General features: G+C 70.1%; 16 protein-coding genes, 1 tRNA gene and 1 pseudogene. 10 read left to right on the forward strand and 8 right to left on the reverse strand.

Translation table 11 applies throughout. The features are described 5' to 3' along the window. Positions 1–44: 44 nt before the first annotated feature. The 5 genes from AC4GY7_RS07170 to AC4GY7_RS07190 all read right to left on the reverse strand — a co-directional run bounded on the left by AC4GY7_RS07170 (position 45) and on the right by AC4GY7_RS07190 (position 11230). Positions 45–2354 (reverse strand): GH92 family glycosyl hydrolase, encoded by a 2310-nt coding sequence (locus AC4GY7_RS07170; protein WP_491112759.1) that lies wholly within the window; start codon positions 2352–2354, stop codon positions 45–47. Continuing rightward, entirely contained in the window at positions 2351–3778 is a 1428-nt protein-coding gene (locus AC4GY7_RS07175; RefSeq protein ID WP_491112760.1) for a glycoside hydrolase family 125 protein, read from the reverse strand. Before AC4GY7_RS07175 ends, AC4GY7_RS07170 begins: the two co-directional genes overlap by 4 nt. 65 nt (positions 3779–3843) lie before the next feature. Continuing rightward, the gene (locus AC4GY7_RS07180) at positions 3844–6405 is read right to left on the reverse strand and encodes a glycoside hydrolase family 3 C-terminal domain-containing protein (RefSeq protein ID WP_491112761.1); all 2562 of its coding nucleotides are present in this window, start codon (positions 6403–6405) and stop codon (positions 3844–3846) included. Next, a complete protein-coding gene (locus AC4GY7_RS07185) occupies positions 6402–8939 on the reverse strand; it encodes a beta-mannosidase (RefSeq protein WP_491112762.1) in 2538 nt (845 codons plus the stop codon). Before AC4GY7_RS07185 ends, AC4GY7_RS07180 begins: the two co-directional genes overlap by 4 nt. After that, positions 8936–11230, reverse strand: a complete 2295-nt coding sequence (locus AC4GY7_RS07190) for a beta-N-acetylhexosaminidase (RefSeq protein WP_491112763.1) — start codon at positions 11228–11230, stop codon at positions 8936–8938. The genes AC4GY7_RS07185 and AC4GY7_RS07190 overlap by 4 nt, the downstream gene beginning before the upstream one ends. Positions 11231–11727: 497 nt before the next feature. Here AC4GY7_RS07190 and AC4GY7_RS07195 point away from each other — a divergent pair, with 497 nt between their 5' ends. The 9 genes from AC4GY7_RS07195 to AC4GY7_RS07235 all read left to right on the forward strand — a co-directional run bounded on the left by AC4GY7_RS07195 (position 11728) and on the right by AC4GY7_RS07235 (position 23296). After that, positions 11728–12495 (forward strand): copper homeostasis protein CutC, encoded by a 768-nt coding sequence (locus AC4GY7_RS07195; RefSeq protein WP_491112764.1) that lies wholly within the window; start codon positions 11728–11730, stop codon positions 12493–12495. Positions 12496–12581: 86 nt separating this feature from the next. Next, complete coding sequence (locus tag AC4GY7_RS07200) at positions 12582–13319, forward strand: GntR family transcriptional regulator (protein WP_443584874.1); 738 nt, start codon at positions 12582–12584, stop codon at positions 13317–13319. 49 nt (positions 13320–13368) lie between these two features. Next, complete coding sequence (locus tag AC4GY7_RS07205; RefSeq protein WP_491112820.1) at positions 13369–14373, forward strand: SIS domain-containing protein; 1005 nt, start codon at positions 13369–13371, stop codon at positions 14371–14373. Continuing rightward, positions 14370–15506, forward strand: coding sequence for an N-acetylglucosamine-6-phosphate deacetylase (gene nagA, locus AC4GY7_RS07210; RefSeq protein WP_491112765.1), 1137 nt, complete (start codon positions 14370–14372; stop codon positions 15504–15506). The genes AC4GY7_RS07205 and nagA overlap by 4 nt, the downstream gene beginning before the upstream one ends. After that, positions 15503–18400: a beta-galactosidase GalA gene (galA, locus tag AC4GY7_RS07215; protein ID WP_491112766.1), complete on the forward strand. Its 2898-nt coding sequence runs from the start codon at positions 15503–15505 to the stop codon at positions 18398–18400. The genes nagA and galA overlap by 4 nt, the downstream gene beginning before the upstream one ends. A 205-nt stretch (positions 18401–18605) precedes the next feature. Beyond that, positions 18606–21107 (forward strand): phosphoenolpyruvate--protein phosphotransferase, encoded by a 2502-nt coding sequence (ptsP, locus tag AC4GY7_RS07220; protein WP_491112767.1) that lies wholly within the window; start codon positions 18606–18608, stop codon positions 21105–21107. Continuing rightward, positions 21104–22834 carry an N-acetylglucosamine-specific PTS transporter subunit IIBC gene (gene nagE / locus AC4GY7_RS07225; protein WP_491112768.1) on the forward strand — a complete coding sequence of 577 codons (1731 nt, stop codon included), beginning with the start codon at positions 21104–21106 and terminating at the stop codon, positions 22832–22834. The genes ptsP and nagE overlap by 4 nt, the downstream gene beginning before the upstream one ends. A 63-nt stretch (positions 22835–22897) precedes the next feature. Continuing rightward, positions 22898–22971: transfer RNA gene (locus AC4GY7_RS07230), tRNA-Gly, on the forward strand. Between the two features lie 94 nt (positions 22972–23065). Next, on the forward strand, positions 23066–23296 hold the full coding sequence (locus tag AC4GY7_RS07235) for a hypothetical protein (RefSeq protein WP_491112769.1): 231 nt from the start codon (positions 23066–23068) through the stop codon (positions 23294–23296). Between the two features lie 5 nt (positions 23297–23301). On the opposite strand, the gene AC4GY7_RS07240 is transcribed toward AC4GY7_RS07235, so the two are convergent. From AC4GY7_RS07240 to AC4GY7_RS07250, 3 genes and pseudogenes are all read right to left on the reverse strand, one after another. Then, positions 23302–23691: an MAPEG family protein gene (locus AC4GY7_RS07240; protein WP_491112770.1), complete on the reverse strand. Its 390-nt coding sequence runs from the start codon at positions 23689–23691 to the stop codon at positions 23302–23304. 66 nt (positions 23692–23757) lie between these two features. After that, positions 23758–24759, reverse strand: coding sequence for an inorganic phosphate transporter (locus AC4GY7_RS07245; protein ID WP_443584881.1), 1002 nt, complete (start codon positions 24757–24759; stop codon positions 23758–23760). 3 nt (positions 24760–24762) lie between these two features. Then, a pseudogene (locus AC4GY7_RS07250) lies at positions 24763–25419 on the reverse strand (DUF47 domain-containing protein); the annotation flags it as partial. Positions 25420–25551: 132 nt separating this feature from the next. Here AC4GY7_RS07250 and AC4GY7_RS07255 point away from each other — a divergent pair. Further along, positions 25552–26241 carry a biliverdin-producing heme oxygenase gene (locus tag AC4GY7_RS07255; RefSeq protein ID WP_491112771.1) on the forward strand — a complete coding sequence of 230 codons (690 nt, stop codon included), beginning with the start codon at positions 25552–25554 and terminating at the stop codon, positions 26239–26241. Positions 26242–26256: the final 15 nt, after the last annotated feature.

Consider the following 26256-nt stretch of genomic DNA (forward strand, 5'->3'; position numbering starts at 1 on the left):
GGTCGCTCCGTCGATATGACGTGGTGCTTGAGGCGGGAGATAGGTCACGCCGCGCCCCGTCCGTTGGAGGGCGGGCGATCGGTCTTGGCTTGGCCGAAGGTCTTCACCGGGGTGGCGCTCATCGCGAAGACGAGGCGGCCGCCCTTCATCAGGTCGGCATGGCTGATCCAGCTCTTCGTCCAGGGGCGGCCGTTGAAGGTGATCGAACGGACATACGGCGTGTCGGCGGTGTTGCCCGGCGCCTCGATGACGAGGCGCTTGCCGGCGTGCAGCGCGATCGTCGCGCGTTCGAACAGCGGCGAGCCGAAGACGTAGACCGCCTCGACCGGATCGACCGGGTAGAAGCCGAGCGAGGACAGCACGAACCATGCGCTCATCTGACCGCAATCGTCGTTGCCGATGACGCCGTCGGGGTCGTTCCGGTACATCTCCGTGCACAGGCGGCGGACCATCGCCTGCGTCTTCCACGGAGCGCCGGTGTAGGCGTAGAGATAGGCGGCGTGCTGGTCGGGCTCGTTGCCGTGCGCGTACTGTCCGACGAGGCCGGCGATGTCGGGCGGCGCATTGGCGGGCAGCGTCGAGGGCGCGGTGAAGAGGGCGTCGAGCTTCGCCTCGAACGTCGCCTCGCCGCCCATGTGGGCGATCAGGCCGTAGATATCGTGCTGGTTGAGGAAGGTCGCCTGCCAGCCGTTCGCCTCGGTATAGTCGCGCCACCAGGGCTTGGGCATGTGGCCGAGCTGGATCGGATCATAAGGCGTCCACCAGCTGCCGTCGGCGAAGCGCGGGCGGGCGAAGCCGATCGAGCCGTCGATGACGTTGCGCCAGTTGCGCGAGCGCTTGAGCAGCCGGTCGGCCTCCGCCGTCTTGCCGGCCGCGCGGGCGAGGTGCGAGGATGCCCAGTCGTCATAGGCATATTCCTGCGTGCGGCTGACGCTCTCGAACCACTTGTCGGCGGGAACGTAGCCCATCCGGTCGTAGAGGTCGCGGCCCTTGCTGTTGTCGAGGTCGGGGGCGGTGAAGTCGAAGCTGCGCCTGGCGATGCCCGGCCAGGCGGCGGCGTAATCGGCCTTGATCCCCTTGGCCTGCGCCTCGGCCAGGACCGATACCGCATGCCAGCCGATCATCGTGCCGGTTTCGACGCCCTGCAGCGGCCACACCGGCGGGCCGTAGGGGCTCTGCTGCGTCTGGCGGATGAGATCGGCGACGAGGCTCTGCGCCCTATCGGGTGCCACAATGGTCAGCAGCGGGTGCAGCGCGCGATACGTGTCCCACAGCGAAAAGGTGCTGTAGGCGGCATCGCCGCGCGGGACAGTGTGCACCTGCCGGTCGAGCCCGACGTAGCGGCCGTCGATATCGGAAAAGAGCGTCGGCGCGAGCAGGGCGTGGTAGAGCGCGGAGGAGAGGATCGCACGCTGGTCGGCGGTGCCGCCTTCGACGGTGATCGCATCCAGTTCGCGCGTCCAGCGGGCCTGCGCGGCGCGGCGGACGGCGTCGAAGTCCCACGTCTTCGCCTCGGCGGCGAGATTGGCGCGGGCGCCGGCGACATCGACGCCGGAGATGCCACAGCGGATAACGACAGGCGCCGTGCCGGCATCGTCATAGTGGAACACGACCTTCAGCCGGTTGCCCTGCACGGCGCGGGTGCCAGCGGGCTGTTCGGCATCCTTGTCGCCGTAGAAGGTGACGCGGCTCGGCCGGCGGGACAGCTGCATCGCGAAATGGATGCGCCGCCCCTTCGCCCAGCGGTTGACGGTGCGGCTGCCGGTGAGCGTGCCGTCCGCATCCAGTGCGAGGGCGGCATCGGTGATGAGCGGCGCGTGATCGCTCTTGTCGAGCACGAGGTGCGACAGGTCGACCAGGATATGCGCCGGCCCCGCGGGGAAGGTGTAGCGATGATAGCCGGTGCGCGGCGTGACGGTCAGCTCGGCGCGGACGCCGCTTTCCAGCGCGACGCGGTAATAGCCGGGCTCGGCATGTTCGGCGGAGAAGCGCTGGCGATAGCCCTTGTCGGGGGCGTCAAGCGGGCCGGGCATCAGCTGCACCGGACCGCGTGTCGGCACCACCAGCACGTCCAGCATGTCGCCGATGCCGGTGCCCGACAGATGGGTGTGGCTGAACCCCATGATCGACGTATCGTCGCGATGATAGCCCGAGCAGGCATCCCAGCGCTCGACGTCGGTGTCCGGGCTCAGCTGCACCATGCCGAAGGGCAGCGTCGCGCCGGGATAGGTGTGGCCATGGCCGCCGGTGCCGACGAACAGGTTCGGCGCGGCGGGCGCCGGCGCGGCGGCGAACGCCGGGAGCGGCAGACCGGCGGCGGCGGTGCTCGCGAGCAGGGTACGGCGCGTAATCATAGGGGAGCCTTCAGCAGCGCGGGCCGGGTGGCGGCGAGATGGACGATGAGCTCGCCGAACAGGCCATTGGCCCAGGCGAACCAGCTTCGGGTGAACTTCGCGGGATCGTTGCGGTCGAAGCTTTCGTGGATGAAGCCGGTGCCGCCATCGGTGTCGCGCAGCGTGCGGAGGCAGGCGCGGACGGTGGCATCGTCGCCGGCCGACAGCGCGCGGATGGTGAGCGACATCGGCCAGATCTGGCCGGCGCCGACATGCGGGCCGCCGATGCCTTCGCCGGCCGTGCCCTTGAAGAACCACGGGTTGGCATCGCTCCAGCAGGCGTCGCGGGTGCGCTGCCACAGCGGGTCGGCGGGATCGACGCAGCCGAGATAGGCGAGGCCGGAGAGGCTCGGCACGTTGGCATCGTCCATGAAGACGGCATTGCCGTAGCCGTCGACCTCATAGGCCCAGACCTCAGGCCCGTTGCGCAGCCGCATCGTGCCGTATTGCCGCAGCGCGCCCTCCACCTCGGCCGCCAGTGCGGTGGCGTCCGCGGCGAGCGCCGTGTCGCCGCGCGCCGCGGCGGCGACCACCGCCAGCTCGCGCAGGGCGGTGACCGCGAACAGATTGCTGGGGATGAGGAAGGGGTAGAGGCAGGCATCGTCCGACGGACGGAAGCCCGAGGCGATCAGCCCGACCGGCCGGATCGGATTGCCGTAGCCCCACAGCAGCGTCTCGGTCGGCTGCGGTGCCGAGCGGCGGAAGCTGTAGGGGCCGTTGCCGTCTTTGCGCTGCTGTTCGCGGAAGGTGCGGATGCTGGCGCGGGCGGCCTCCGCCCAGGTCGCGCCGAACGGCGTCCTGTCCTGTGTCGCCTGCCAATAGCCGTGGGCGAGCCGCATCGGGTAGCAGAGCGAATCCACCTCCCACTTCCGTTCGGCGACGCCCGGCTTCATCACCGTCTCGTCATGCGCCGACCATTCGAGGTTCGACTTCGCCGTCGGGTCTTCCATGAAGGCGTTGGCATAGGGATCGATCAGGATGCAGCGCGCCTGGCGGGCGATGAGGCCGTGGAACAGGCGGCGCAGTTCGGGCGCCCTGGCGGCGAGGTGGAGGTAGGGCTTCACCTGCGCCGAGGAATCGCGCAGCCACAGGCAGGGGATGTCGCCGGTGATGACGAAGGCGTCGGGTCGTCCGTCCACCGTGCTCATCCGCACGGTGGTGTCGAGCGTGTTCGGATAGCAATTGCCGAACATCCAGCGCAGCTTCGGGTCGCCGATCTGCGCGGCGACGCGGGCGAGTTCGCGCTCCACCGCCGGGCTGGTGAAGCGGCGCTCCGCCGGGGCGGGGCGCTTGGACGGCAGCTGCGGCGTGGTGGCGGCGAAGGCGGGGGCGGCGAGCGTCGCGGCGGAGGCGGCACCCGCGACGATGATCTGGCGGCGGTTCATGGACCCTTCGTCACCCCGGGCTCGTCCCGGGGTCCATGGTTCGGCGAGCATAGACCTGTGATCTTTCATCGAGGCACCTCCGTATCGCTGCCGGTCACGGTGAAGTCGAACCACTGGCCGGCACCGTCGCCGGGTTGTCCGCCGCCGACGTAGAGGCGGTAGGCGCCGGGGGCGACGTGGCGGCGGCCGTCACGCTCGACGATGCTCATCGCGCGCGGATCGAGCGTGAAGGCGACCCGTTGCGTCTGGCCGCGCTTCACGGCCACGCGGCGAAAGGCGACGAGCTGGCGCTGGAGCACGGGGTCGGTGAAGCCCGGCCGGCCGGCGGGGGCGGGGAGGACGAGATAGGCCTGAACCACCTCGTCGCCGTCGCGCGTGCCGGCGTTGGTGACCGCCGTCTCCACGGTCAGGTCGCTGCCTGCCGCGACGCTCGTGGCCCCGCGCGGCGCGTCGTAGGCGAAGCGCGTATAGCTGAGTCCGTGGCCGAAGCCCCATAGCGGCGTGCCGGTGAAATAGCGGTAGGTCCGCTCCTTCATGCCATAATCGACGAAGGCCGGCAGATCGCCGGTGTGGCGGTACAGCGTCACCGGCAGGCGGCCGGCGGGGTTGGTGGTGCCGGCCAGCACCTCGGCGAGCGCGGTGCCGCCCGCTTCGCCCGCATACCAATTGGCGAGGATCGCGTCGGCCGAGGCGGGATCGACCGCCACCGCGCTGCCGCTCGACAGGACGAGGACGATCGGCTTGCCGGTCGCCTTTAGCGCATCGAGCAGGCGCTGCTGCGGGAGGGGAAGGGCGATGTCGGTGCGGTCGCCGCCGACGAAGCCGGGGACCTGCACCGACAGCGCCTCGCCCTCCAGATCGGGCGACAGGCCGGCGACGACGACCGCGACGTCCGCCGCCTTGGCCGCTGCCACCGCCTGCGCGAGCAGGGGCTCGGCGGGCGGGATCCAGAGCAGGCGGAAGCTTTCGTCCTCCGACCGGTGGTCGAGCGTCAGGTCGATCGGCTGGGCGGTGCCGTCGCTGTCGATCGTCAGCTCGACGCGGCCCTTGGGCAGCGCGCCGTCGTGCAGCGTGCGACCGCCGAGCACCAGCCGCGCGGTGTCGTGCGTCGAGCAATCCTTCCAGCATTGCGCCTGGTCGAGGATCAGCCGGTAGCGGCCGGGGCCGGGCGGCACGAACTCGCCCGTCCAGCGCGCGACATAGCCGGTGACCGGCAGCCCCGCGGCGGGGGCGCGGCGGGTGATGTCGAGGTCGATGCGGCCGTCCTGGCGGGTGACGGATGTGCCGGTGGCGGTGTAGGTGCCGGCGAGGCCGGGCCTGCCGTTCGATCGCAGGGCCGTTTCCGGCACGACGACGGCGGCGCCCTCGGCGAGGATCGACCCTTGCGCATAGGCGACGTTGGCCGCGCCGAAGCGGGTGCGGATGCCTTGCAGCGGGGTGACCGGTGCAGCCGCGGTGCCGTGGTAATTGCCTTGCAATACGCCGAGGTCGTCGGCATCGGCGCCGATCACCGCGATGCGGGCGCCGGACTTGAGCGGCAGGCGATCGCCGGTGTTCTGGAGCAGGACGATCGACTTGCGCGCCGCCTCCAGCGCGGCGGCGCGGTGGGCGGGCGTGCCGACCTCGGTCGGCTTGATCCGGCTCCACGGGCTCTTCGCGCCGAAGGCGATGCCGAGCGCCTGGCGCGCGCGCAATGCGCGGGCGAGCGCGGTGTCGACCTCGCTCTGGCTGACGAGGCCCTGCGCCAGCGCCTGCGGCAGGGCCGCATAGGCGGTGCCGCAGTTGAGATCGGTGCCCCCCTTCACCGCCGCCGCCGCCGCGCCTGCGGCATCGAGGCGATAATGGTGGAAGCTGTGGATGTTGGACACGGCGTCGCAATCGGACACGGTGAAGCCGGTGAAGCCCCAGTCGCGGCGCAGCCGGTCGTTCATCAGCCAGCCCGCCGCGCAGGCGGGCACGCCGTGCAGGCTGTTGTAGGCGCACATCAGCGATTGCGCCTTGCCCTCGGTGATCGCGCGGCGGAAGGCGGGAAGATAGGTCGCCTCCAGGTCGCGCGGGGAGGGATCGACGTCGAAGCCGTCGCGCCCGGCCTCGGGTCCGCTGTGGACGGCGAGGTGCTTGGGGGTGGCGATGACGCGGGGGTGCGCGGCGTCCGGCCCTTGCAGGCCGTGGATGAAGGCGACGCCGAGCTTGCCCGTCAGATACGGGTCCTCGCCATAGGTTTCCTGCCCGCGGCCCCAGCGCGGATCGCGGAAGATGTTGATATTGGGCGACCAGATGGTCAGCCCTTCGTAGATGCGGCGGTTGGCCGAGGGCGCTTGCGCGTTGAACTTGGCGCGCGCCTCGGTGCTGACGACGGTGCCGACGCGCTCCATCAGGTCGACGTCCCAGGTCGCGGCCAGGCCGATCGCCTGCGGAAAGACGGTGGCGACGCCGTTGCGGGCAAGGCCGTGCAGCCCTTCGCCCCACCAGTCGTAGGCGGGCAGGCCCGCGGCGGCATCGGCGGGTGCGGTGCTTTGCAGCTGGGCCGCCTTCTGTTCGGGCGTCATCGCGGCGATCGCGGCGGATACCGGATCGGCGGGCGTCGGTGTCGCGGCCTGGGCGAGCAGCAGGAGGGCGGGGATCATCGCGCGAGCGTCCTTGCAATGGGGGTCTTGCCGGTGACGGTGACCGTCACGCTTTCGCCGGGCAGCAGGTCGAAGCCGTTGTCGGAGGCCGCGCCGCCGGCGTCGCCGAAGTCGAGCATCACCGCGCGGGCGAAATTGCGCGCCGTCACGGTCAGCCGATCGCCGTCGCGCTTCAGCGTCAGGCCGGGATCGGGATAGGCCATGTCCTTGGGCACCAGCCGTTCGACGATGCTGCGGCTCACCGTCCTGCCGCCGACCAGCAGTTCGGCGACGGCGTAGCTTCCGGCGGGATCGGCGCCGGCGAACAGGTCGCGATCGTCGAGGCCGGAGATCGGCGTCGCCGACAGCGGCGCGAGCGTCGCATCGCCTTCGCGCACCGTCAGCGTCTTGCCGGCCATGTCACGCACGCTGATGCGCCAATGCGCGGGGACCGGCGTCGTCGCGTCCGACACGAGCGTGAGCAGGGTGGCATCGTTCCTGTGCTCGGCGACGATCGCCTGGGGCGCGAACATGCGCCGCGATTCATATTGCAGCAGCTTCCAATAGCCGAGATGGTCGATGCTCGCCCAGCTGATCGAGGGCCAGACGTCGTTCAGCTGCCAGAACAGCGAGCCCATCGTCACCGGCCGGCAGGCGCGGTGGTGACGCGCGGCGAGGCCGATTGCCTGGGCCTGGTTGACCTGCGTCAGATAGACGAAGTCGGCGAAATCCTTCGCCGGCCGCAGCCGCTGGTCGAGGTAGAGGCGCAGGCGCGCATTGCCTTCGCCGGCCAGGAATTTCTGGTGCGCCTTCATCACCGGGCTGTCGGGATCGAGCCTGCCCTTTCCGGCGAAGGCGCGGATCGTGGCCATCGTCGGCATCGACTGGAAGCCATATTCGCTCATGAAGCGCGGGCAGGAATCGAGATAGTTCTCGACCGGCTTGCTGCCCGACCACACGTCCCAGAAATGCCGGTCGCCGTTCGCATCGGTATCGACCGGGCCTTCGTAATCGGTCGAGGGCGATCCGGGCATATAGGGAATGCCGGGCGCGTTGCGGGTCACCGCCTCGCGCAGCACGCGGTCGAACAGCACCGCCATACCGGTGCCGATCCGCTCCTGCTCGTCGGGGCCGACCGCCTTCTTGAACGCCTTGCGATCCGACCAGTTTTCCCAGCCCGACAGCACCTCGTTGTTGCCGGCCCACATCACCACCGAGGCATGGTCGCCGATCCGCGCGACCTGTTCGTCCGCTTCGGCGGCGACGCTGGCGCGGAAATCGGCGCCGGGGGGCGTAACCGAACCGCCGAACATGAAGTCCTGCCACACCATGATGCCGAGCCGGTCGGCGGCGTCGTAGAAGGCGTCGTCGGGGTAGTAACCGCCGCCCCAGATGCGGACCATGTTCATGTTGGCATCGCGCGCGGCTTTCAGCAGGCCGGCGGGCTCGGCGGGATCGACGCGTGCGGGGAAGCTGTCGAACGGGATGACGTTGGCGCCCTTGGCGAAGATCGGCGTACCGTTGACCACGAAGCCGAACGCGCCGCCCTTTCGGTCGAGCGTGACGGTGCGCAGGCCGACGGTGCGCGACTGCGTGTCGTCGCCCAAGGTCGTCGCGATCGTATAGAGCGGCTGCGCGCCATAGCCGACCGGCTGCCAGCGCTGCGGGTTGGCCACGGTCAGCGGGATGGTGACCGGGTTGCTGCCGGGGGCGAGCGTCACCGTCCGCGCCACCTGCTGGCGGGTACCGTCGGGTGCGGTGACGGTGGCGGACAGCGTCACCGTCTTCGCCGCATCGGCGACGACCGTCGCATGCGCAGTCAGCCGCGCTTCGGCATCGTTCAGGGCGTCCTGCGCAACGCGGACATGATCGAGACGGGCATCGTCCCATGCCTCCAGCCGGACGGAGCGCCAGATGCCGATATCGACGATGCGCGGCCCCCAGTCCCAGCCATATTGGTATTTGGGCTTGCGAATATAGGGGCTGGTCTGCACGCCCTTGGGCTCGTCGCCATAGGCGCTGTCATATTCGCCGGGCAGCGGGTGCTTTTCCTTCAGCACCATCGGCTGGAGCGTCCTGATCGGCGAGGCGATGCTGACGAGGATGTCGTTCTTCCCCTCGCGCAGCAGCGCCTTCGCATCGGCGCGCCAGCGGCGGTGGGCGTTGTCGGCGGCGAGCAGCGGCTGGCCGTTGACGCTCACCTTGGCGAAGGTGTCGAGCCCGTCGAACACGAGGTCGAGATGGCGGTGGGCGAGCATCGCCGGTGTCACCGTCACCACCTTGCGGAACTGCCAGTCCGTCAGGCCCGCCCATTGGATGGCGCCTTCGTTGGTGCCGATGAAGGGATCGGGCACCTGGCGGCTGCGGATCAGATCCTCCTGCACGCTGCCTGGCACGCGCGCCGGGAACCAGCGTGCCGCTTTGGGATGCGCCTTGGCCGCAGCGCCGTCGGCGGGGTCGATGCGGACCTGCCAGGTGCCGTCGAGCGGCACGGTGTCGCGCGCGGCGACCGCAGAGGTGGTGAGCAGCAGCGCGGCGGCGAGGGCGATTCTCATTGGCCGTTCTCCGTCAGCTGCATGGCCTCGACCGCATAATAGGGCCCCGATGTCGGTGCGGTGAATTGCAGGCACAGGTCGGTGTCGCCGGCGATGCGGGGCAGCGCACCGGCGAAGCGGAAGCGGTTGGGGGCAGTGGCCGGGTCGGGCAGGGGGAAGGTGGCGATCACGGGGGTCCTGGTCGTATCGGTCGGGCAGCCGGCACTGACGACGAGTTCGCCGTGAGGCGTCACGTTGTAGTAACGGCGGACCTTGGTGAAGTCGTGCGCGAGGCCATAGGGTCGCGGCAGCCGCGCGACCGCTATCGTGAAGCCGGTCGCGACGTCGAGCGGTGCGGCGGGATAGACGGTGCAGGTGTCGAAGATGTCGACATTGTAGACCGGTGCGTTGGCGGTCGCATCAGCGGTCAACGGCACACGCAGGCCGAGCTTGCCGCCGGGGCAGGCGGCGAGATCGCTGGTCGAGCGTGCGAGCAGGCTGGCGCGATCCGTCGCGAAGCTGCGGGGGGCGGCGGTGGCGCCACTCGCGGCGAAGGCGGCGGCGCGGATCGGGGTGCCGGGCTTCAGGTTCAGCGGCGCGGCATAGGCCCTCGACCGGGCGGTCGGCGTGCTGCCGTCGGTGGTATAGCGGATCGTGCCGTAGTTCGCCTGCGTCGTCAGCGCCACGGTGACGCGGTTCGCACGCAGCGCATCGCCGCGGCTGCCTTGCAGCGCATAGCCGACGGCGAAGGCGCTGTCGGCGACCTCCATGCCGGCGGCGCGCCAGCGGGCGATCTGCGGCTGGAGGCGGTCGAGGAAGCCCTTGAAGTCCCGCTTGCCCGCCGGTGACCATGCGATCTCGGCCAGCGCGCCGGCCCGCGGGAAGGCGAGGTGCTGCAATTGGTAGGGCGTGATAATGTATTCGCTCCACAGATTGCCCTGCGCGCCGAGCACGTGGTGCGCCTTGTCCGCCGGAATGCCGGCCGGCATCGGATCATAGGCATAGACCTTGTCGAGCGTGACGATCGCATCGAAACGGCCGGGCGGCTCGTCGCTGCGCGTGCTCTGGAGATTGTTGAGGTAGAGCGGCAGACCGGGGGTCAGCACCACGTCGTGGCCCATGTTGGCGGCGGCGACCGCGCCCTCCTCGCCGCGCCACGACATGACCGAGGCGGATGCGGGCAGGCCGCCCTCCAGGATTTCGTCCCAGCCGATCAGGCGGCGGCCCTTGGATTGCAGATAGGTGCCGAACTGGTCGATCATCCAGCTTTGCAGCGCGTTTTCGTCCTTGAGGCCGAGCGCCCGGATCTGCGCCTGCACCACCGGGCTGCGCTGCCACTGGTCCTTGACCGCCTCGTCTCCGCCCAAATGGATGTAGGTGCCGGGGAAGATTGCCATCAGCTCGTCGAGCACGTCCTTGACGAAGGCGATGCCCTTCGGCCCCGGATTGAACAGATAGGGCATGATGCCCCATTGGTTGCTCACCTCCGGCCGGTCACCGAGGATGCCGAGTTCCGGATAGGCGGCGACCAGAGCCTGGGCGTGGCCGGGCAGGTCGATTTCCGGCACGATGGTGATGCCACGGGCGGCGGCATAGGCGACGAGGTCCTTCAGCTCGGCCTGGGTGTAGAAGCCGCCGACCTTGTCCGGCGGGGCCGTACCGCCGGCCGAGGGCGGGGTGCGCCAGCCGCCGACGCTGGTGAGCTTCGGATATTTGCGGATCTCGACCCGCCAGCCCTGATCGTCGGTCAGATGCAGATGGAGCGTGTTGAGCTTCACCGAGGCCATCTGGTCGACGATCCCGTGCAGCGCAGGCATGGGGAGGAAGTGCCGCACGGGATCGATCATCAGCCCGCGCCAGGCGAAGCGCGGCGCATCGGCGATGGTGAGCGCGGGCACCGCGACGGGCTTGCCGCGGGCCGCATCGGGACTGAGCAACTGCGCGAGCGTCATCGCGCCGTGCACGAAGCCCGGCGCGGCGGAGGCGCCGATCGTGATGCCCTGCGGGTCGACCGTCAGGCGATAGGCCTCGCCGGTGACGGCGGCATCGCGGACGAAGCGGATCGCGCCGTTCGTGCCGAGGACGAGGGCGATGCCGCGTTCGGTGGCGACATGTTCGGCGAGCAGGCGCGCGGCGGGCTGAGCCGCCTCGTCCGCCGCGACGATGCCGGTGCCGTCGCGCACGGTGAAGCTGCCGCTGCCGCGGACGACGGATTGCGGCATGGGCAGCAGGGGGAGGGGTGTCTGTGCGGCGGCGTCGGCGGTGGCGAACAGCCCGATGGCTGCTCCCCCGATGATGGTCGCGATGGACACCCTCTGCTTCATGCCGATCCTTGGTTATGTTTTGGTATTGAAGGTATCTTGCAGGAGGTTCCGGGCGAGGTCCACACCCGAGCGCAAAAAAATCCCCGGCTGCCGTTCATGAGGGCAGCCGGGGAGGCCGGGGCGCGCGAGGGGACGCGCGCCCGCTCGGGGAAAGGTTACATGCGGAACGACAATGCCGCGGAGAAGGTCCGTCCGTTCTTGTAGAAAGCGGTCGGGCGGTCGGGCGTGCAGGTTGTCCTCGGCAGGGAAGGTCCGGAGATATGTTTTCTTCGGCCAGTTTCACCGCAGACCGCTCGCGTACCGCCCGGATGTGCCTTTTTGGGATACTTCCATTTGCACAGAAAGGGAACCAACCAACCAATCCCGATCCAAATACGTGATCGCGTTGCGATAATGCGCCCGCTAGCGGTAATCGAGCGGGATGCGAAGTGAGCCGTGAAACGGCGGCGCGCGTTGGTACCCATGTGGCGAAGGAAAGGTGAACTATGGTGGGTATTGCGCAGCGCACTGGCGTGGTCGCCCTGGAAATCTGCGTCGAATCCGTCGTGGGCGCGGTGGCGGCGATCGCGGGCGGGTGTGATCGGATCGAATTGTGCAGCGCGCTGGCGCTCGGCGGGCTCACGCCGTCGGCGGGGCTGGTCGCGGGGGTGCTGGAGGTGGCGGTGCCGGCGGGCGTGCCGGTGCGGGCGATGGTGCGGCCGCGGCCGGGCAATTTCGCTTACGATGCCGTGGATCTGGCACTCGCCGTACGGGAGGCGCGGGCGTTGATCGCGGCGGGCGTGCAGGGCCTCGTCTTCGGGGCGACGGACGGTGGCGCGTTGGCGACGGCCGCGTTGCAGGAGTGGCGTGCGGGGTTGGGAGCGGATGTGCCGCTGACCCTGCACCGGGCGATCGACGTGGTGGCGGATCCGGTCGCGGCGGTGGACGCGGCGGTGGCGCTCGGCTTCGATCATATCCTGACCTCCGGAGGCGCGCGCAGCGCGGCCGAGGGGGCGGCGACGATCGCGCGCATGGTGGAGCGGGCGGCGGGGCGCTGCACGATCATGGCCGGTGCGGGCGTCGCGCCCGGCAATGTCGCGGCGCTGGTGGCCGCGACCGGCGTCGCCGCGGTGCATGGTTCGGCGAGCGAGGCAGTCACGGTGATCGAAAACGACCGTTTCGGTTTCGGTCCGCACCCGCGCACAACCAGCGTTCCACTGGTGCGCGGTCTGCGGGAAGCGATTGACGACAAGTCCAATCTAGGACAATTGTAGGGTCTGGCGTCAGGGGGCGCTACTGGCGCTGTTCTGTCAGCCGTGGCACCGGTTAGCACCACGGTAGGCAGAAGAGGGAGTCGAGGATGAGTTTCGTGAGCAGGGTGGGGCGATTCCGCACCGACAATCCCTCGCCGCTCTATCTGCAATTGCAGCAGCTGATCCGCGACGCGATCGGCGGCGAGGTCATCACGCGTGGCGACGCCATCCCCGCCGAACGCGATCTGGCGGTCGATTACGGCGTGTCGCGCATCACCGTGCGCAAGGCGATCGAGGGCCTGGTGGAGGAGGGGCTGCTGACCCGCCGCCGCGGTGCCGGCACCTTCGTCGCGGGGCGCGTCGAGAAGAATTTCAGCAAGCTGTCCTCCTTCACCGAAGACATGATCGCGCGCGGCCGTGAGCCGAGCAGCGCCTGGATCTCGCGCGCGGTGGGCACCGTCAGCCCGGAGGAATCCATGGCGCTGGCCCTGTCGCCGAGCGCGCCGGTGTATCGCTTCCAGCGCCTGCGCTTCGCCGACGAGGTGCCGATGGCGCTCGAATTGTCGACGATCGCGGGGTTCTGCCTGCCCTCCGTCGATGCGGTCGACACCTCGCTCTATGCGGCGCTGACCGATGCCGGGCATCGTCCGGTGCGGGCCTTGCAGCGGCTGCGCGCGGTGCCGTTCGGCGGCGACCATGCCCGCATGCTCGGCGTCGATCCGGGATCGCCCGGGTTGCTGATCGAACGCCGCGGCTTCCTGCGCGACGGGCGCGCGGTGGAGTTCACCCGATCCTATTACCGCGGCGACAGCTACGATTTCGTGGCCGAGCTCGCCGATACCTGATGATTGCCAAGGGGGTTCAGTGACGATCGACGCAACCACCGCCACGCTGATGCGGGCCGAGACGCTGGAGGCGGGCGACACCGTCGCGCGGCTGCTGGAGCGCAACGCCGCGGCCTTTGCGGCGCTCGGCGAACGGTTGCGCGGCGAGGCGCCCGATGTGGTCGTCACCTGCGCGCGCGGATCGTCGGACCATGCGGCGATGTACGGCAAGTATCTGATCGAGACGATGATCGGCACGCCCGTCGCCTCGGCCGCGCCCTCGGTGGTGTCGTTGTTCGATGCGCCGGTCGCGACGCGCCGCGCCCTGTGCGTCGCGATCTCGCAATCCGGGCGCAGTCCCGACCTGCTCGCCACGGTCGAGGCGCATGCCAAGGCGGGTGCGCAGGTCGTCGCCCTCGTCAACGACGAAGGCTCGCCGCTTGCCGGGATGGCCGACACGCTGCTCGCGCTGAGCGCGGGGCCGGAGCGGTCGGTGGCGGCGACCAAATCGTGCATCGCGGCGATGGCGGGGCTGGCCGCGCTGGTTGCCGCCTGGTCCGGCGACGCAGCCTTGCAGGCGGCGGTCGGGCAGTTGCCCGACCAGTTGCGCCAGGCCGTGGCGCTGGATTGGAGCGCGGGGGTCGAGCCGCTGGCCGATGCGCGTCAGATGTTCGTGATCGGGCGTGGCTATGGCTTCGGCGTCGCGCAGGAATGCGCGCTGAAGTTGAAGGAAACCTGCCAGATGCAGGCCGAACCGTTCAGTGCCGCCGAAGTGCGGCACGGGCCGATGGCGATCGTCGGCGACGGTTTCCCGGTGCTGGCGCTCGCCACCTCCGATGCGGCGGGCGATGATGTGATGGCGGTGGCGGAGACGTTCGCCGGGCGTGGCGCGACCGTGCTGGCGGCGCATGCCGGCGATGCGCAGGCGACGCTGCCGGCGATCGAGGCGCATCCGGCGGTGCAGCCGATCCTGATGCTTGCGAGCTTCTATGGCCTGGCCGAGGCGCTGTCGCGTCGCCGCGGGCTCGATCCCGATCAGCCGCCGCACCTCGCGAAGGTGACGCGGACGCTATGAGCGCGGCACATCGGTTCGCCAACGGCCACGTCGTCGTGGCCGGAGAGGTCTGGCGTGGTGCCGAGATCGTCGTCACCGGCACGCGCATCGCCGCCATCCGGCCGCTCGACGGCGACGCGCAGGACGCGATCGACCTGGACGGCGGCTGGGTGATGCCCGGCTTCATCGACACGCAGGTGAACGGCGGCGGCGGCGTGCTGTTCAACGACGAGACGAGCGTCGCCGGCGTGCGCGCGATCGCCGAGGCGCATGCGCGCTACGGCACCACCGCGCTGCTGCCGACGCTGATCAGCGATTCGCCCGATCGCATCGCCATGGCGCTGGACGCGGTGGATGCGGCGATCGAGGCGGAGGTGCCCGGCGTCGTCGGCGTGCATATCGAGGGGCCGTTCCTCAACGTCGCGCGCAAGGGCATCCACGATCCTTCGCGCTTCCGCCTGCTTGATGCCGCAATGGTGGAGCTGCTGTCGCGGCCGCGGCGGGGCAAGGTGATCGTGACGCTGGCGCCGGAACTCGCGCATCGCGACGATATCGCCCGACTGGCCGATGCCGGCGTGCGGATATGCGCGGGCCATACGGAGGTGCCCTACGACGCCGCACTCGCCGCGTTCGATGCGGGGCTGAGCGGCATCACGCACCTGTTCAACGCGATGCCGCCGATGGTGCAGCGCACCCCCGGACTGGTCGGTGCGGCGCTCGACGATCCGCGGCCGTGGTGCGGCCTGATCGTCGATGGCGTCCATGTCGCGCCGGCGGTGCTGCGCATCGCCCTGAAGGCGCGCGGGCATGACCGGATGATGCTGGTCACCGACGCCATGTCGTCGGTGGGCGCGGAGACCAAGGATTTCGTGTTGCAGGGGCGGCAGATCCGCGTGCGCGACGGCATCTGCTCCTATGAGGACGGCACGCTGGCGGGATCGGACCTCGACATGGCGGCGGCGGTCGCCAACGCGATGGGCATGCTGGGGCTGGAGCCGGCGGTGGCCGCGCGCCTGGCGGCGGGCAACCCCGCCGCCTTCCTGGGGCTGGAGGCGGAGCGGGGAGCGCTCGCCGTTGGGCTCAGGGCGGACTGGGTGCAACTGACCGGCGCGATGGCGCCGGTGGCGACCTATATCGGAGGGGTGCAGGCATGACGATCGACCGGCGGCAGCTTCTGGGAACCGCCGGTGCCGGTCTGACGCTGGGCATGCCGGGCATCGCCTCTGCCGCGGCGCCGCGGACGCGCTACGGCGCACTGCCGATGCCGCTGCCGGGCGACACGCTGCCGCGGCCGGTGCCGGTCGGCGATCCCTCGCGCGTCGGCTTCGACCAGGGCTGGCTGTTCCACGAGGGCGATATCCTCGTGCCGCCGGCGACGACGCATGAGGAAACCTATCGCCGGTCTAAGGCCGGCAATGCGGTCGGCGCGGCGGCGATGGACTATGACGACAGCGACTGGCGTGGGGTGACGCTGCCGCACGACTGGGCGTCGTTCCAGCCCTTCGTGGAAAGCGCCAATCCGTCGCAGGGCTACCGCCCGCGCGGCATCGGCTGGTACCGGCGCACCTTCCGACTCGATCCGGCGGCGCGCGGCCAGTACCTGGAACTGCAGTTCGACGGCATCGCCACGAACGCCGCGATCTGGATCAACGGCAGCGTCGTCGATCGCAACTGGTCCGGCTACAACAGCATCTACGCCGATATCACGCCGTTCGCGCGCTATGGCGACCAGGTCAACGTCGTCGCGATCCGCGTCGATGCCGATGCGATGGAGGGCTGGTGGTACGAAGGCGCCGGCCTCTACCGCCATGCCTGGCTGGCGACGCGCGCGCCGGTGTCGATCGAAACCGACGGCGTGCATTGCGATCCGCGGCGCGGCGATGGCGGTTGGCACGTGCCGGTGACGGTGACCGCCCGTTCGACGGAGGCGGCGCCCGCCAGCGTGCGCGCGGTCGCCAGCCTGATCGATCCAGATGGGCGGACGATTGCCACCGTGCGGTCTGACCCCGTGGCGGTACCGCCGCTCGACAGCGCGGCGCTGCACGCCAGCCTGACCGTGCCGGCGCCGCGATTGTGGTCGGTGGAGACGCCGACACTGTATACCGTCGCGGTCTCGCTGGAGCGTGACGGCCGCGCGGTGGACGCGCGCCGCGTCGAGGTCGGCTTCCGCACCATCCGGTTCGATGCCGACAAGGGGCTGTTCGTCAACGACCAGCCGGTCAAGCTGAAGGGCGTGTGCCTGCACCTCGACCATGCCGGCGTCGGTGTTGCGGTGCCCGACACGCTGCTGATGTGGCGGCTGGAGCGGCTGAAGGAACTGGGCTGCAACGCGATCCGCTGTTCGCACAATGCGCCTGCCGCCGAGTTCCTGGCGCTCACCGACCGGATGGGCTTCCTCGTCATGGACGAGAACCGCAACTTCAATCCGTCGCCCGACTATATCGCGCAGCTGGAATGGCTGGTGCGGCGCGATCGCAACCATCCCAGCGTCATCCTGTGGTCCGTCTTCAACGAGGAGCCGATGCAGGGCACGCATGCCGGCGTCGAGATGGTCCGGCGGATGGCCGCGGCGGTGCGCCGCCTCGACGACAGTCGCCCGGTGACCGCGGCGATGAACGGATCGTTCTTCGATCCCGAAAACGTGTCGAGCGTGGTCGATGTGGTCGGCTTCAACTATTATCAGGGCGATTACGACCGCTTCCACCAGCTGAACCCGGCCAAGCCGATCACCAGCTCGGAAGACACCAGCGCCTATGAGACGCGCGGCGCGTTCGTCAGCGATCCCAGGGCGCACGTCATCTCGTCGATGGACGAGGAGGCAACATCCTGGGGGGCGACCCATCGGCAGGCCTGGGCGGAGATCGCACGGCGGCCGTTCGTCGCCGGTGGCTTCGTCTGGACGGGCTTCGACTATCATGGCGAACCGACGCCCTATGCCTGGCCGACGGTTTCCAGCTTCTTCGGCATCCTCGACCTCTGCGGGTTCCGCAAGACCGCCTATGACATCCACCGCGCCGGCTGGGTCGACGATGCCCCCGTCGTCGGCCTGGCGCCGCACTGGACGTGGCCGGGGCGGGAAGGGCAGCCGGTGCCGGTGCTCGTCCTGTCCAACGCCGAGCGGATCGTGCTGAAGCTCAACGGCCGCACCGTGGGTGAGGCCGCGGTCGACCGGCTGATGGGCAACAGCTTCACCATAGCCTATGCGCCCGGCACGCTGGAGGTGGTCGCCTTCCGCGGCGGCCGCGAGGTGGCGCGCGCCGGGCATGAGACGGCGGGGCCGCCGGTCGCGCTGCGGCTGACGCCCGCGCGGCGCGTGATGGCCGGCGACGGCGTCGACGTGCAGCCGATCACCGTCGATGCGATCGATGCGCGTGGCCGCCATGTGCCGACCGCCAATCTGCCGGTCCGCTTCGCCGTGCAGGGCGCCACGATCATCGGCCTGGGCAATGGCGATCCCAACAGCCATGAGCCCGAGAAGGGCGATGCGCGATCGCTGTTCAACGGGCTGGCGCAGGTGATCGTCGAGGCGGATGCGGCGCCGCGCGGGCGGATCGTCATGCGGGCGACCGCGCCGGGCATGAAGCCGGCGTCGCTGTCGATCGACCGCCTCGCCGCGACCCCGCCGCCGCAACTCGCCCCGACCAAGGCGGCGCGCACCATCGATGCCTGGCGGCGATCGCCGTTGCTCGCGACGCGGCCCGAGCCGTCACTCGCGCCGGCGGATGGCGACAACAACAGCTGGGCTTTCGTGCGCAGCGGCACGGCGACGCCGGCAGAGCCGCAGGGCGGCTGGCAGCTGTACCGTGCCAAGGTGACGCCGGTCCGCGCCGTCGCGGCAAACGGCGGCACGATCGCCTTCGCCAGCGTCGCCGGCGCGGCGGAATTGTGGGTCGACGGTCGCAAGCTCGCCACCAAGATGCAGGCTGCGCCCGGCGCGATCGAGGCGGTGCTGCCGCCGGGCTCGGGCGAGCGGATTATCGTCCTGATCGTCCGGCCTCAGCCCGGCCAGCCCTCGGGCATTCTGGGGCCGGTCACGATCGGCCGGTGAATCGCCGGGGCCGATCGTCGCATATGCTGCGTGGCTGGCGTTGCGAAGCAAGACGCGTGCACCTCGCGCCGCGCTGCCGACAAAAAAGCGTGTCGTTCGATCGGTTTGACCGTCGCACGATTGTCACGCAATGGTATGCAATAGGTATTGTCAGTGCGGCGGCGTAGGATACACTGCACGACGGGTTACGGGGTATGAGGCGTAGATGACCGACTTGCAGCTGGTGGCGCCACTCGCCGGATGGGTCCTGCCGCTGGCTACCGTTCCCGACCCGGTTTTCGCCGAGGGCATGATGGGGCCCGGCCTCGCCATCGATCCCATCGGTGACACGCTGCATGCACCGTGCGATGCCACCGTCGCGACGCTGCACGCCGCGGGGCACGCAGTGACGTTGCAGGTCGGCGCGCCGGCGGCGGACGTCACGCTGCTGATGCACGTCGGCATCGACACCGTGGCCATGGCCGGGCGAAGCTTCACGCCGCTGGTGGCGGTGGGCGATCGGGTGCGCGCGGGCGATCCGCTGATCCGGTTCGATCTCGATGCCGTGGTGCAAAGCGCGTCGGCGGCGGTGACGCCGGTGATCGTCGTGGAAGGTGCCGAGGTGACGCTGGTCGATCCTGCGCACGAACGCCTCATCGCCGTCGGCGACCCACTGGTGCGCATCGTCGCCGGGCAGGGCGGCACCATCGCCGCAGCGAGCACCGACGAAGGCGTGAGCCGTGAGATGACCGTCCAGCTGCCGCATGGCCTGCATGCGCGACCCGCGGCCCGGATCGTCGCCGCGGTGCGGGCGAGCGGTGCCGAGGTGACGCTGCTGAGCGGCGAGCGCTCCGCATCGGCGGCAAGCCCGGTGGCGTTGCTGTCGCTGGGGCTCGCCCATGGCAGCACCGTGACCGCGCAGGCGCGCGGTGGAGACACGGCGGCGGTCCTGGACGCCGTCGAAGCGCTGCTGACCGCCGAGGTCGAGGCGGCACCCGCCGCGCCTGCCGCAGCCGTTCAACCCGCACCTACCAGCGTCGCCGAACCCGGCGCGCTTGCCGGCGTATCGGCGGCACCGGGACTGGCGATCGGACCGGCGGTGTGGCTGCGCGCTGCGGTGCCGGACCTGCCGACCGAGGGAGAGGGCGTCGCCGCCGAACAGGCACGGCTGGCGGACGGCTTGGCGACCGTCGCCGCGGCGCTGGATGCCGCAGCGACGCAGGGCGGACAGATGAGCCATGTGCTCGGCGCGCATCGCGCGATCCTGGACGATCCCGATCTGCGTGCCCGCGCCGAGTCCGCCATCCTCAACGGCATGGCCGCCGCCGCCGCGATCATGACCGCGGCCGAAGCGCAGGAGGCGCAGCTGCGTGCCTCCGGCAATGCCCGCATCGCCGAGCGCGCGGACGATATCCGCGACGTTGCGCTGCGTGTCGTCCACGCCATCCTCGGCACCGCGCCCGCCGCGCTGACCGTGCCGGCCGGCGCGATCGTGCTCGCGGACGACCTGCTGCCGTCCCAGCTTGCCGGGCTGGCGGGGAGCGGCGTCGGCGGCTTCGCGGTCGCGGGTGGCGGACCGACGTCGCACGTCGCCATCCTCGCAGCCGGTATGGGCGTACCGATGGTGGTGGCGCTGCGTGAGGCGATCCGCGTCATCGGGGATGGCACGCCGGTGATCCTCGACGCCGACGCGGCGATCCTGATCCCCGATCCCGCCACCGATCGCCTCGCCAGGGCCCAGGCGACGATCGCGGCGCGTGCGGCGGCGGAGGCGGCGGCGCGCGCGGCGGGCGACCGCCCGTCGGCCACCGCCGATGGCGTGGCGATCCACGTCTATGCCAATCTCGGCTCGGTGGCCGATGCCGAGGCGGCGGCGGCAGCGGGTGCCGAGGGCTGTGGCCTGTTGCGCACCGAATTCCTGTTCCTCGACCGCACCACGCCGCCCGACGTCGCTGAACAAGCCGCGCTATATCGCGGCGTCGTCAACGGCTTGCCGGAGCGGCCGGTGGTGATCCGCCTGCTCGATGTCGGCGGCGACAAGCCTGCCCCCTATCTCAACATCCCGGCCGAGGAGAACCCGGCCCTCGGCCTGCGCGGCATCCGCGTCGCGCTCGCCCGGCCGGAGGTGCTGGACGACCAGCTGCGCGCGATCCTCGCCGTGCCGGATGTCGACCGCTGCCGCATCATGGTGCCGATGGTGGCGAGCGCGGACGAGATGATCGCAGTGCGCAGCGCGCTGGATCGGCTGCGCGACGCACTCGGCATCGGCCCGGTGCAACTGGGCGCGATGATCGAGACGCCTGCCGCCGCCGCCACCGCCGATCTCATCGCCGCGCACGCGGATTTCCTGTCGGTCGGCAGCAACGACCTTACCCAATATGTGCTGGCGATGGACCGCGGTAATCCGGCGCTCGCGGCCGGGATCGACGGCCTTCATCCTGCCGTGCTGCGGCTGATCCGGATGACGTGCGAGGGCGCGGCGACGCGCGGTGTGCCGGTCAGCGTCTGCGGCGGCCTTGCCGCCGATCCGCTCGCCGCGCCGATTCTGATCGGGCTGGGGGTGCGGACCCTGTCGGTGCCGCCGGCACGCGTGCCCGCCACCAAGGCGCTGGTCGCCGGCCTCACGGTTGCCGCCGCGCAAGGGCTTGCCACCGAGGCGCTGGCGGCCTCGGGTGCGCCGCAGGTTCGCGCGCTAGCCCGCAGTTTTGCCGAGGAGTCCGGCCGATGAGTGCATCCTCCAGCGGCGGGCGTGCGTCCGTGATGAGTTTCCTCCAGCCGCTCGGCCGTGCGTTGATGCTGCCGATCGCCGTGCTGCCCGTCGCCGGGCTGCTGCTGCGCCTGGGGCAGCCCGATATCGGCGCGCTGATCGGCGCCGACCTTTCCTTCCTCAGTGCGGCGGGCGATGCGATCTTCGCGCATCTCGGGTTGCTGTTCGCGATCGGTGTCGCCACCGGTTTCGCGCGTGACGGCAATGGCGCCGCGGTGATGGGCGGCGTCGTCGCCTATCTTGTGATCGCCAACACCGCCCAGGTGTTCCTGGTGCCGCCACCGGCCACCGTGCCGCCGGGCAGCGCGGATGCGATCGCGGTGACGCTGACGACCGCGTGGAAGGCTGCGGCGATCGACAAGTTGCAGGTGCCGATCGGCATCATTGCCGGGCTGATCGGCGGCTTGCTCTACAATCGCTTCTCGACCGTCAAGCTGCCGGAATATCTCGCCTTCTTCGGCGGGCGGCGGCTGGTGCCGATCCTGGCGGGCATCGTCGGGCTGGTCATCGGCGCCCTGCTGGGGCCGAGCTATGCGGCGATCAGCGCCGGCGTCGACGCACTGAGCCGTGGGGTGGTGGCTGCGGGCGGTTTCGGCCTGTTCGCCTTTGGCGTGCTCAACCGGTTGCTGCTCGTCACCGGCCTGCACCACATCCTCAACAACGTCGCCTATTTCGTCGTCGGCGATTATCACGGCAAGACGGGCGACCTGACCCGCTTCTTCGCGGGCGATCCGACCGCCGGCGGCTTCATGAGCGGCTTCTTCCCGGTCATGATGTTCGGCCTGCCCGCCGCCTGCCTCGCCATGTACCATGCCGCCGCGCCCGACCGGCGCAAGGCAGTGGGCGGCATGCTGTTCAGCCTTGCGCTCACCTCGTTCCTGACCGGCGTCACCGAGCCGATCGAGTTCAGCTTCATGTTCCTGGCGCCGGTGCTCTACGGCATCCACGCGCTGCTGACGGGCCTGTCGGAAGCGATCATGAACGCGTTCGGCATTCGGCTCGGCTACGGCTTTTCGGCCGGTCTGTTCGACTATGTGCTGAACTATGGCAAGGCGACCAAGCCCTTGCTGCTGATCCCGATCGGTGCAGTCTATGCGCTGCTGTATTACACCCTGTTCCGATGGGCGATCACCCGCTTCGACCTGCCGACGCCGGGCCGCGAGCCGCTCGACGCAGGTGCGCCCGCCGCGCCGGCCGTGGCTGCCGATGCCAAGGCGGCGGCGTTCGTCGCCGCGCTCGGTGGCGCGGCCAACCTCCACGCGATCGACGCCTGCGCGACGCGCCTGCGCCTGGCGGTCGCCGACGCCCAGGCGATCGACGAAGCACGGCTGCGCCAGCTCGGTGCCCGCGGTGTGCTGCGCCCGTCGCCGACCGCGGTGCAGGTGATCGTCGGCGGCATCGCCGATGGCCTTGCCATGGAGATGCGTGCGGCGGTGGAGGCGGGGCAGGGCATGCCCGCTGCCGCGCCGCCAGCACCCGCCGCGGTGGTGGAGCCCGCGACGCTGCCCGCAACGCTGCTGCCCGCGCTCGGCGGAGCGGGCAACGTCGGTGCGGTGAGTCGTCACGGAACCCGACTGCGCGTCGTGGTCGCCGATGCCGGGAAGGTCGATGCGGCGGCCCTGGCGGCCGGTGTGCGCGCCATCGCCTGGGTGCGTGCCGATACGCTGCACCTGCTGATGCCGGCGTGACCGCGCAACGGCGCTTGCATCCCCGGCCGGCTGCGGTTAGTCGATCGGGCAGCGCCGTGGCACGCGGGTGTAGCTCAATGGTAGAGCAGAAGCTTCCCAAGCTTACGACGAGGGTTCGATTCCCTTCACCCGCTCCAACGCCGCAATCTCCCGCCGCTGTAACGATTTATGCCGTGCCGCACCGGCGGCGGGATGGTGATCCCCGGCGCATCGTGCGATATGATGGCGCACATGAGGGACGTTGCGATCATCGTGATCGGGCTGGTGGCCGCTCTCGCCGCCGGTGCCATCCTGCGGGGCGTCTATCTTCGCCATCGGGCGCGGCGATCTGCACGTTGGCACCGCCGCTATTTCCATGAGGGCGGTCTGATCCGGGTGCTGATGAGCCGCTGGTCGAGCCAGCCCAAGCTCACCTATCGCCGGCCGGACGATGCGGCAGCGTCGGCACGCTCCGACCGCTAGCCCAGTCAGAAGAAACGCAGCAGCATCAGCAGCAAGCCGAGCATCGACGCGACCCAGGCAAGGCTGCGCACGTAGCGGACGCCCAGCAGATAGAGCGGGATGTAGACGAGCCGCGCGAGGAACCACAGCCATGCGCCGATCGCCCCCATGCCGCCGGTCTGGCCGGTGATGGCGAGGCCCAGCGCCAGCGCGACGAAGGCGGGATAGGTTTCCTGATAATTGGCCAGCGCCCGCGCCGCGCGGCCGGCGAGGGGCCCGAGCGGTGTGGCCTCGCCATCGCGTGGCCCGGCGTTCCAGTCGAGGCCGCGATCCCGCGTCGCCGTCTGCCCCTGCAGCATGATATGCACCACCAGCAGGACGACGGACGCGCCAAGCAGCGTCATTTCGGTAGGCATCGGATGCTCCCCATCGGTTCGACGGGGTAACGAGGGAGCGGCGCTGCGGCTCCCTCGTGGTGCCGGTCAGGCGGACAGCAGCAGCGCCAGTTCGTAGAAGGCGGCGCCGATCAGCCCCGCCGCCGGCAGTGTTACGACCCAGGCGACGACGATGCGGCTGGCGACGTTCCAGCGCACCGCCGACAAGCGGCGTGCGGAACCGACGCCGACGATCGCGCCGGTGATGGTGTGCGTGGAGGATACCGGGATGCCGCCCATCGTCGCCATGAACAGCGTGATCGCGCCGCCCGTTTCGGCGCAGAATCCCTGCGCCGGGGTGAGGCGGGTGATCTTCGATCCCATCGTGTGGACGATCTTCCACCCGCCCGACATCGTGCCGAGTGCCATCGCCGCCTGACACGAAAGGACGACCCAGAAGGGGACGTGGAACTCGCCGCCCAGCATGCCCTGCGAATAGAGCAGCACCGCGATGATCCCCATCGTCTTCTGCGCGTCGTTGCCGCCGTGGCCGAGGCTGTAGAGCGCGGCCGAGACGAGCTGGAGCTTGCGGAAGCGCCGGTCGACGCCCATCGGCGTCAGCCGCAGCGAGGTCCAGGCGACGAGCAGCACCAGCAGCAGCGCCAGCACCAGGCCGACGGTGGGCGACAGGAAGATCGCCGCCACCGTCTTGCCGACGCCGGCCCAGACGACGCTGGAGAAGCCGGCCTTGGAGATGCCGGCGCCCAGCAGGCCGCCGATCAGCGCATGGCTGGAGCTCGACGGGATGCCGTAGCGCCAGGTGATGACGTTCCATGCGATCGCGCCCATCAGCGCGCCAAAAATCACCTGTGGATCAATAATTTGCGCATCGACGATTCCCTTGCCGACGGTCTGTGCGACGTGGAGGCCGAAGACGGCGAAGGCAATGAAGTTGAAAAACGCTGCCCAGAGCACCGCGTGATGCGGCTTCAGGACGCGAGTGGATACCACCGTGGCGATGGAATTGGCGGCATCGTGCAGGCCGTTCAGGAAGTCGAACAGCAAAGCGACGCCGATCAGCGCGACCAGCAGCGTGAAGGAAATGGTCATGGCTCAGGCGTGATCGATGACGAGACCCTGGATCTCGTTCGCGATGTCCTCGAACCGGTCGGCGATGCGCTCCAGGTGGCTGTAGATCTCGCGCTCGACGATGAACTTCATCGGCTGGTCGTTGCCGCACGCCTTGAAGAGGGCTTTCAGGCCGCGGGCGTGATGCTCGTCGGCCTGCCCCTCCAGCTGCACCAGCCGCGCGGTGAGGTCGTGGAGGCGCGTCGCATTGGCGTCGAGCTTGCGGAGCAGCGGGATCGCCTCGGCGGTGACGCGCGCCGCCTCGACCACCAGCTTCACCATCTCGCGCATGTCGGGGGCGAATTCCGTCACCTCGTACAGCGCGATGGTGGTCGCGGTCTGGTTCATCTGGTCGATCGAGTCGTCCATCACGCCGATCAGGTCGGTGATCGCCGACCGGTCGAACGGCGTCACGAAGACGCGGCGCACGTCCTGCAGGACGTCGCGGGTGATATCGTCCGCCTCGTGCTCGCGATCGACGATCTCCGCGATATGCTGCGCGATCGCGCCATCGCCGCTGAACAGCCGTTGCAGGGCGTCGGCACCGGCGACCAGCGTGGCGGCATGCGCCTCGAACTGCTCGAAGAACCGACCCTGTTTCGGCATCAGCGCCTGGAACCAGGCAACCATAAGAAACCTTTCGAGTAATGGCGCGGCGCGCATGGAGCGGGGCGAGGCGGCGCGCAAGCCCAATCTGGCCCAGGCGCCGTATCGGAACGGGTCGGCCATGGCGTGGCCGGCGTTCCGAACCGGACGGGGATGGATGCCGTCTCCATGGCCGCCATGCATGACAATCCCGTGACGGTTTGTCGATTCGCGTGCCGCACGGCTCTGTGCCGGCGAACGGTGCCGCCCGATCTCGACAGTGGGCGGCGGGCAGGGCATGCGCCGGCGATGCCCCCGATCCCGTCAGCGACCCCGTCCTTCATCCAGCAGCTCCGCACCGCGACCGAAGCCGATCATCAGGCGGTGGACGACAGGTTCGGCGGCTTCGCACTCGACGACCGGGCCGATTATCGCCGCTTCCTGGAGGCGCACGGCCGGGCCTTGCCCGCGATCGAGCGGTCGCTGGATGTCGCCACGGACGATGCGCTGCCGGCTTGGCGGCGGCGGACGGAGGCGCTGGCGAGCGACCTGGGCGCACTGGGCGCCGACCTGCCCGTCCCGCTGCCCTTCACCGCCGACGGGGGAGAGCGCTGGGGTGCGCTCTACGTGATCGAGGGGTCGCGGCTGGGCGGCCAGTTGCTCGCGCGCAGCGTGCCTGCGGGCTGGCCGGCGCGCTATCTTGCCGACCGGCATGGGCCCGGCGAATGGCGGACGCTGCTGGCCGCGATCGAGGCGCGCGCAGCCGCGGCCGACCCCGCATGGCATCAGGCGGCGCTGTCCGGCGCGCGGGCGGCCTTCGCCCTCTACGCTCGCGCGGCCACCGAGGTATCGCACAGTGCGGAGGCGCGCCGACGCTGACGCAAATTGCTCATT

This window comes from Sphingomonas sp. SP5 (assembly GCF_058313455.1).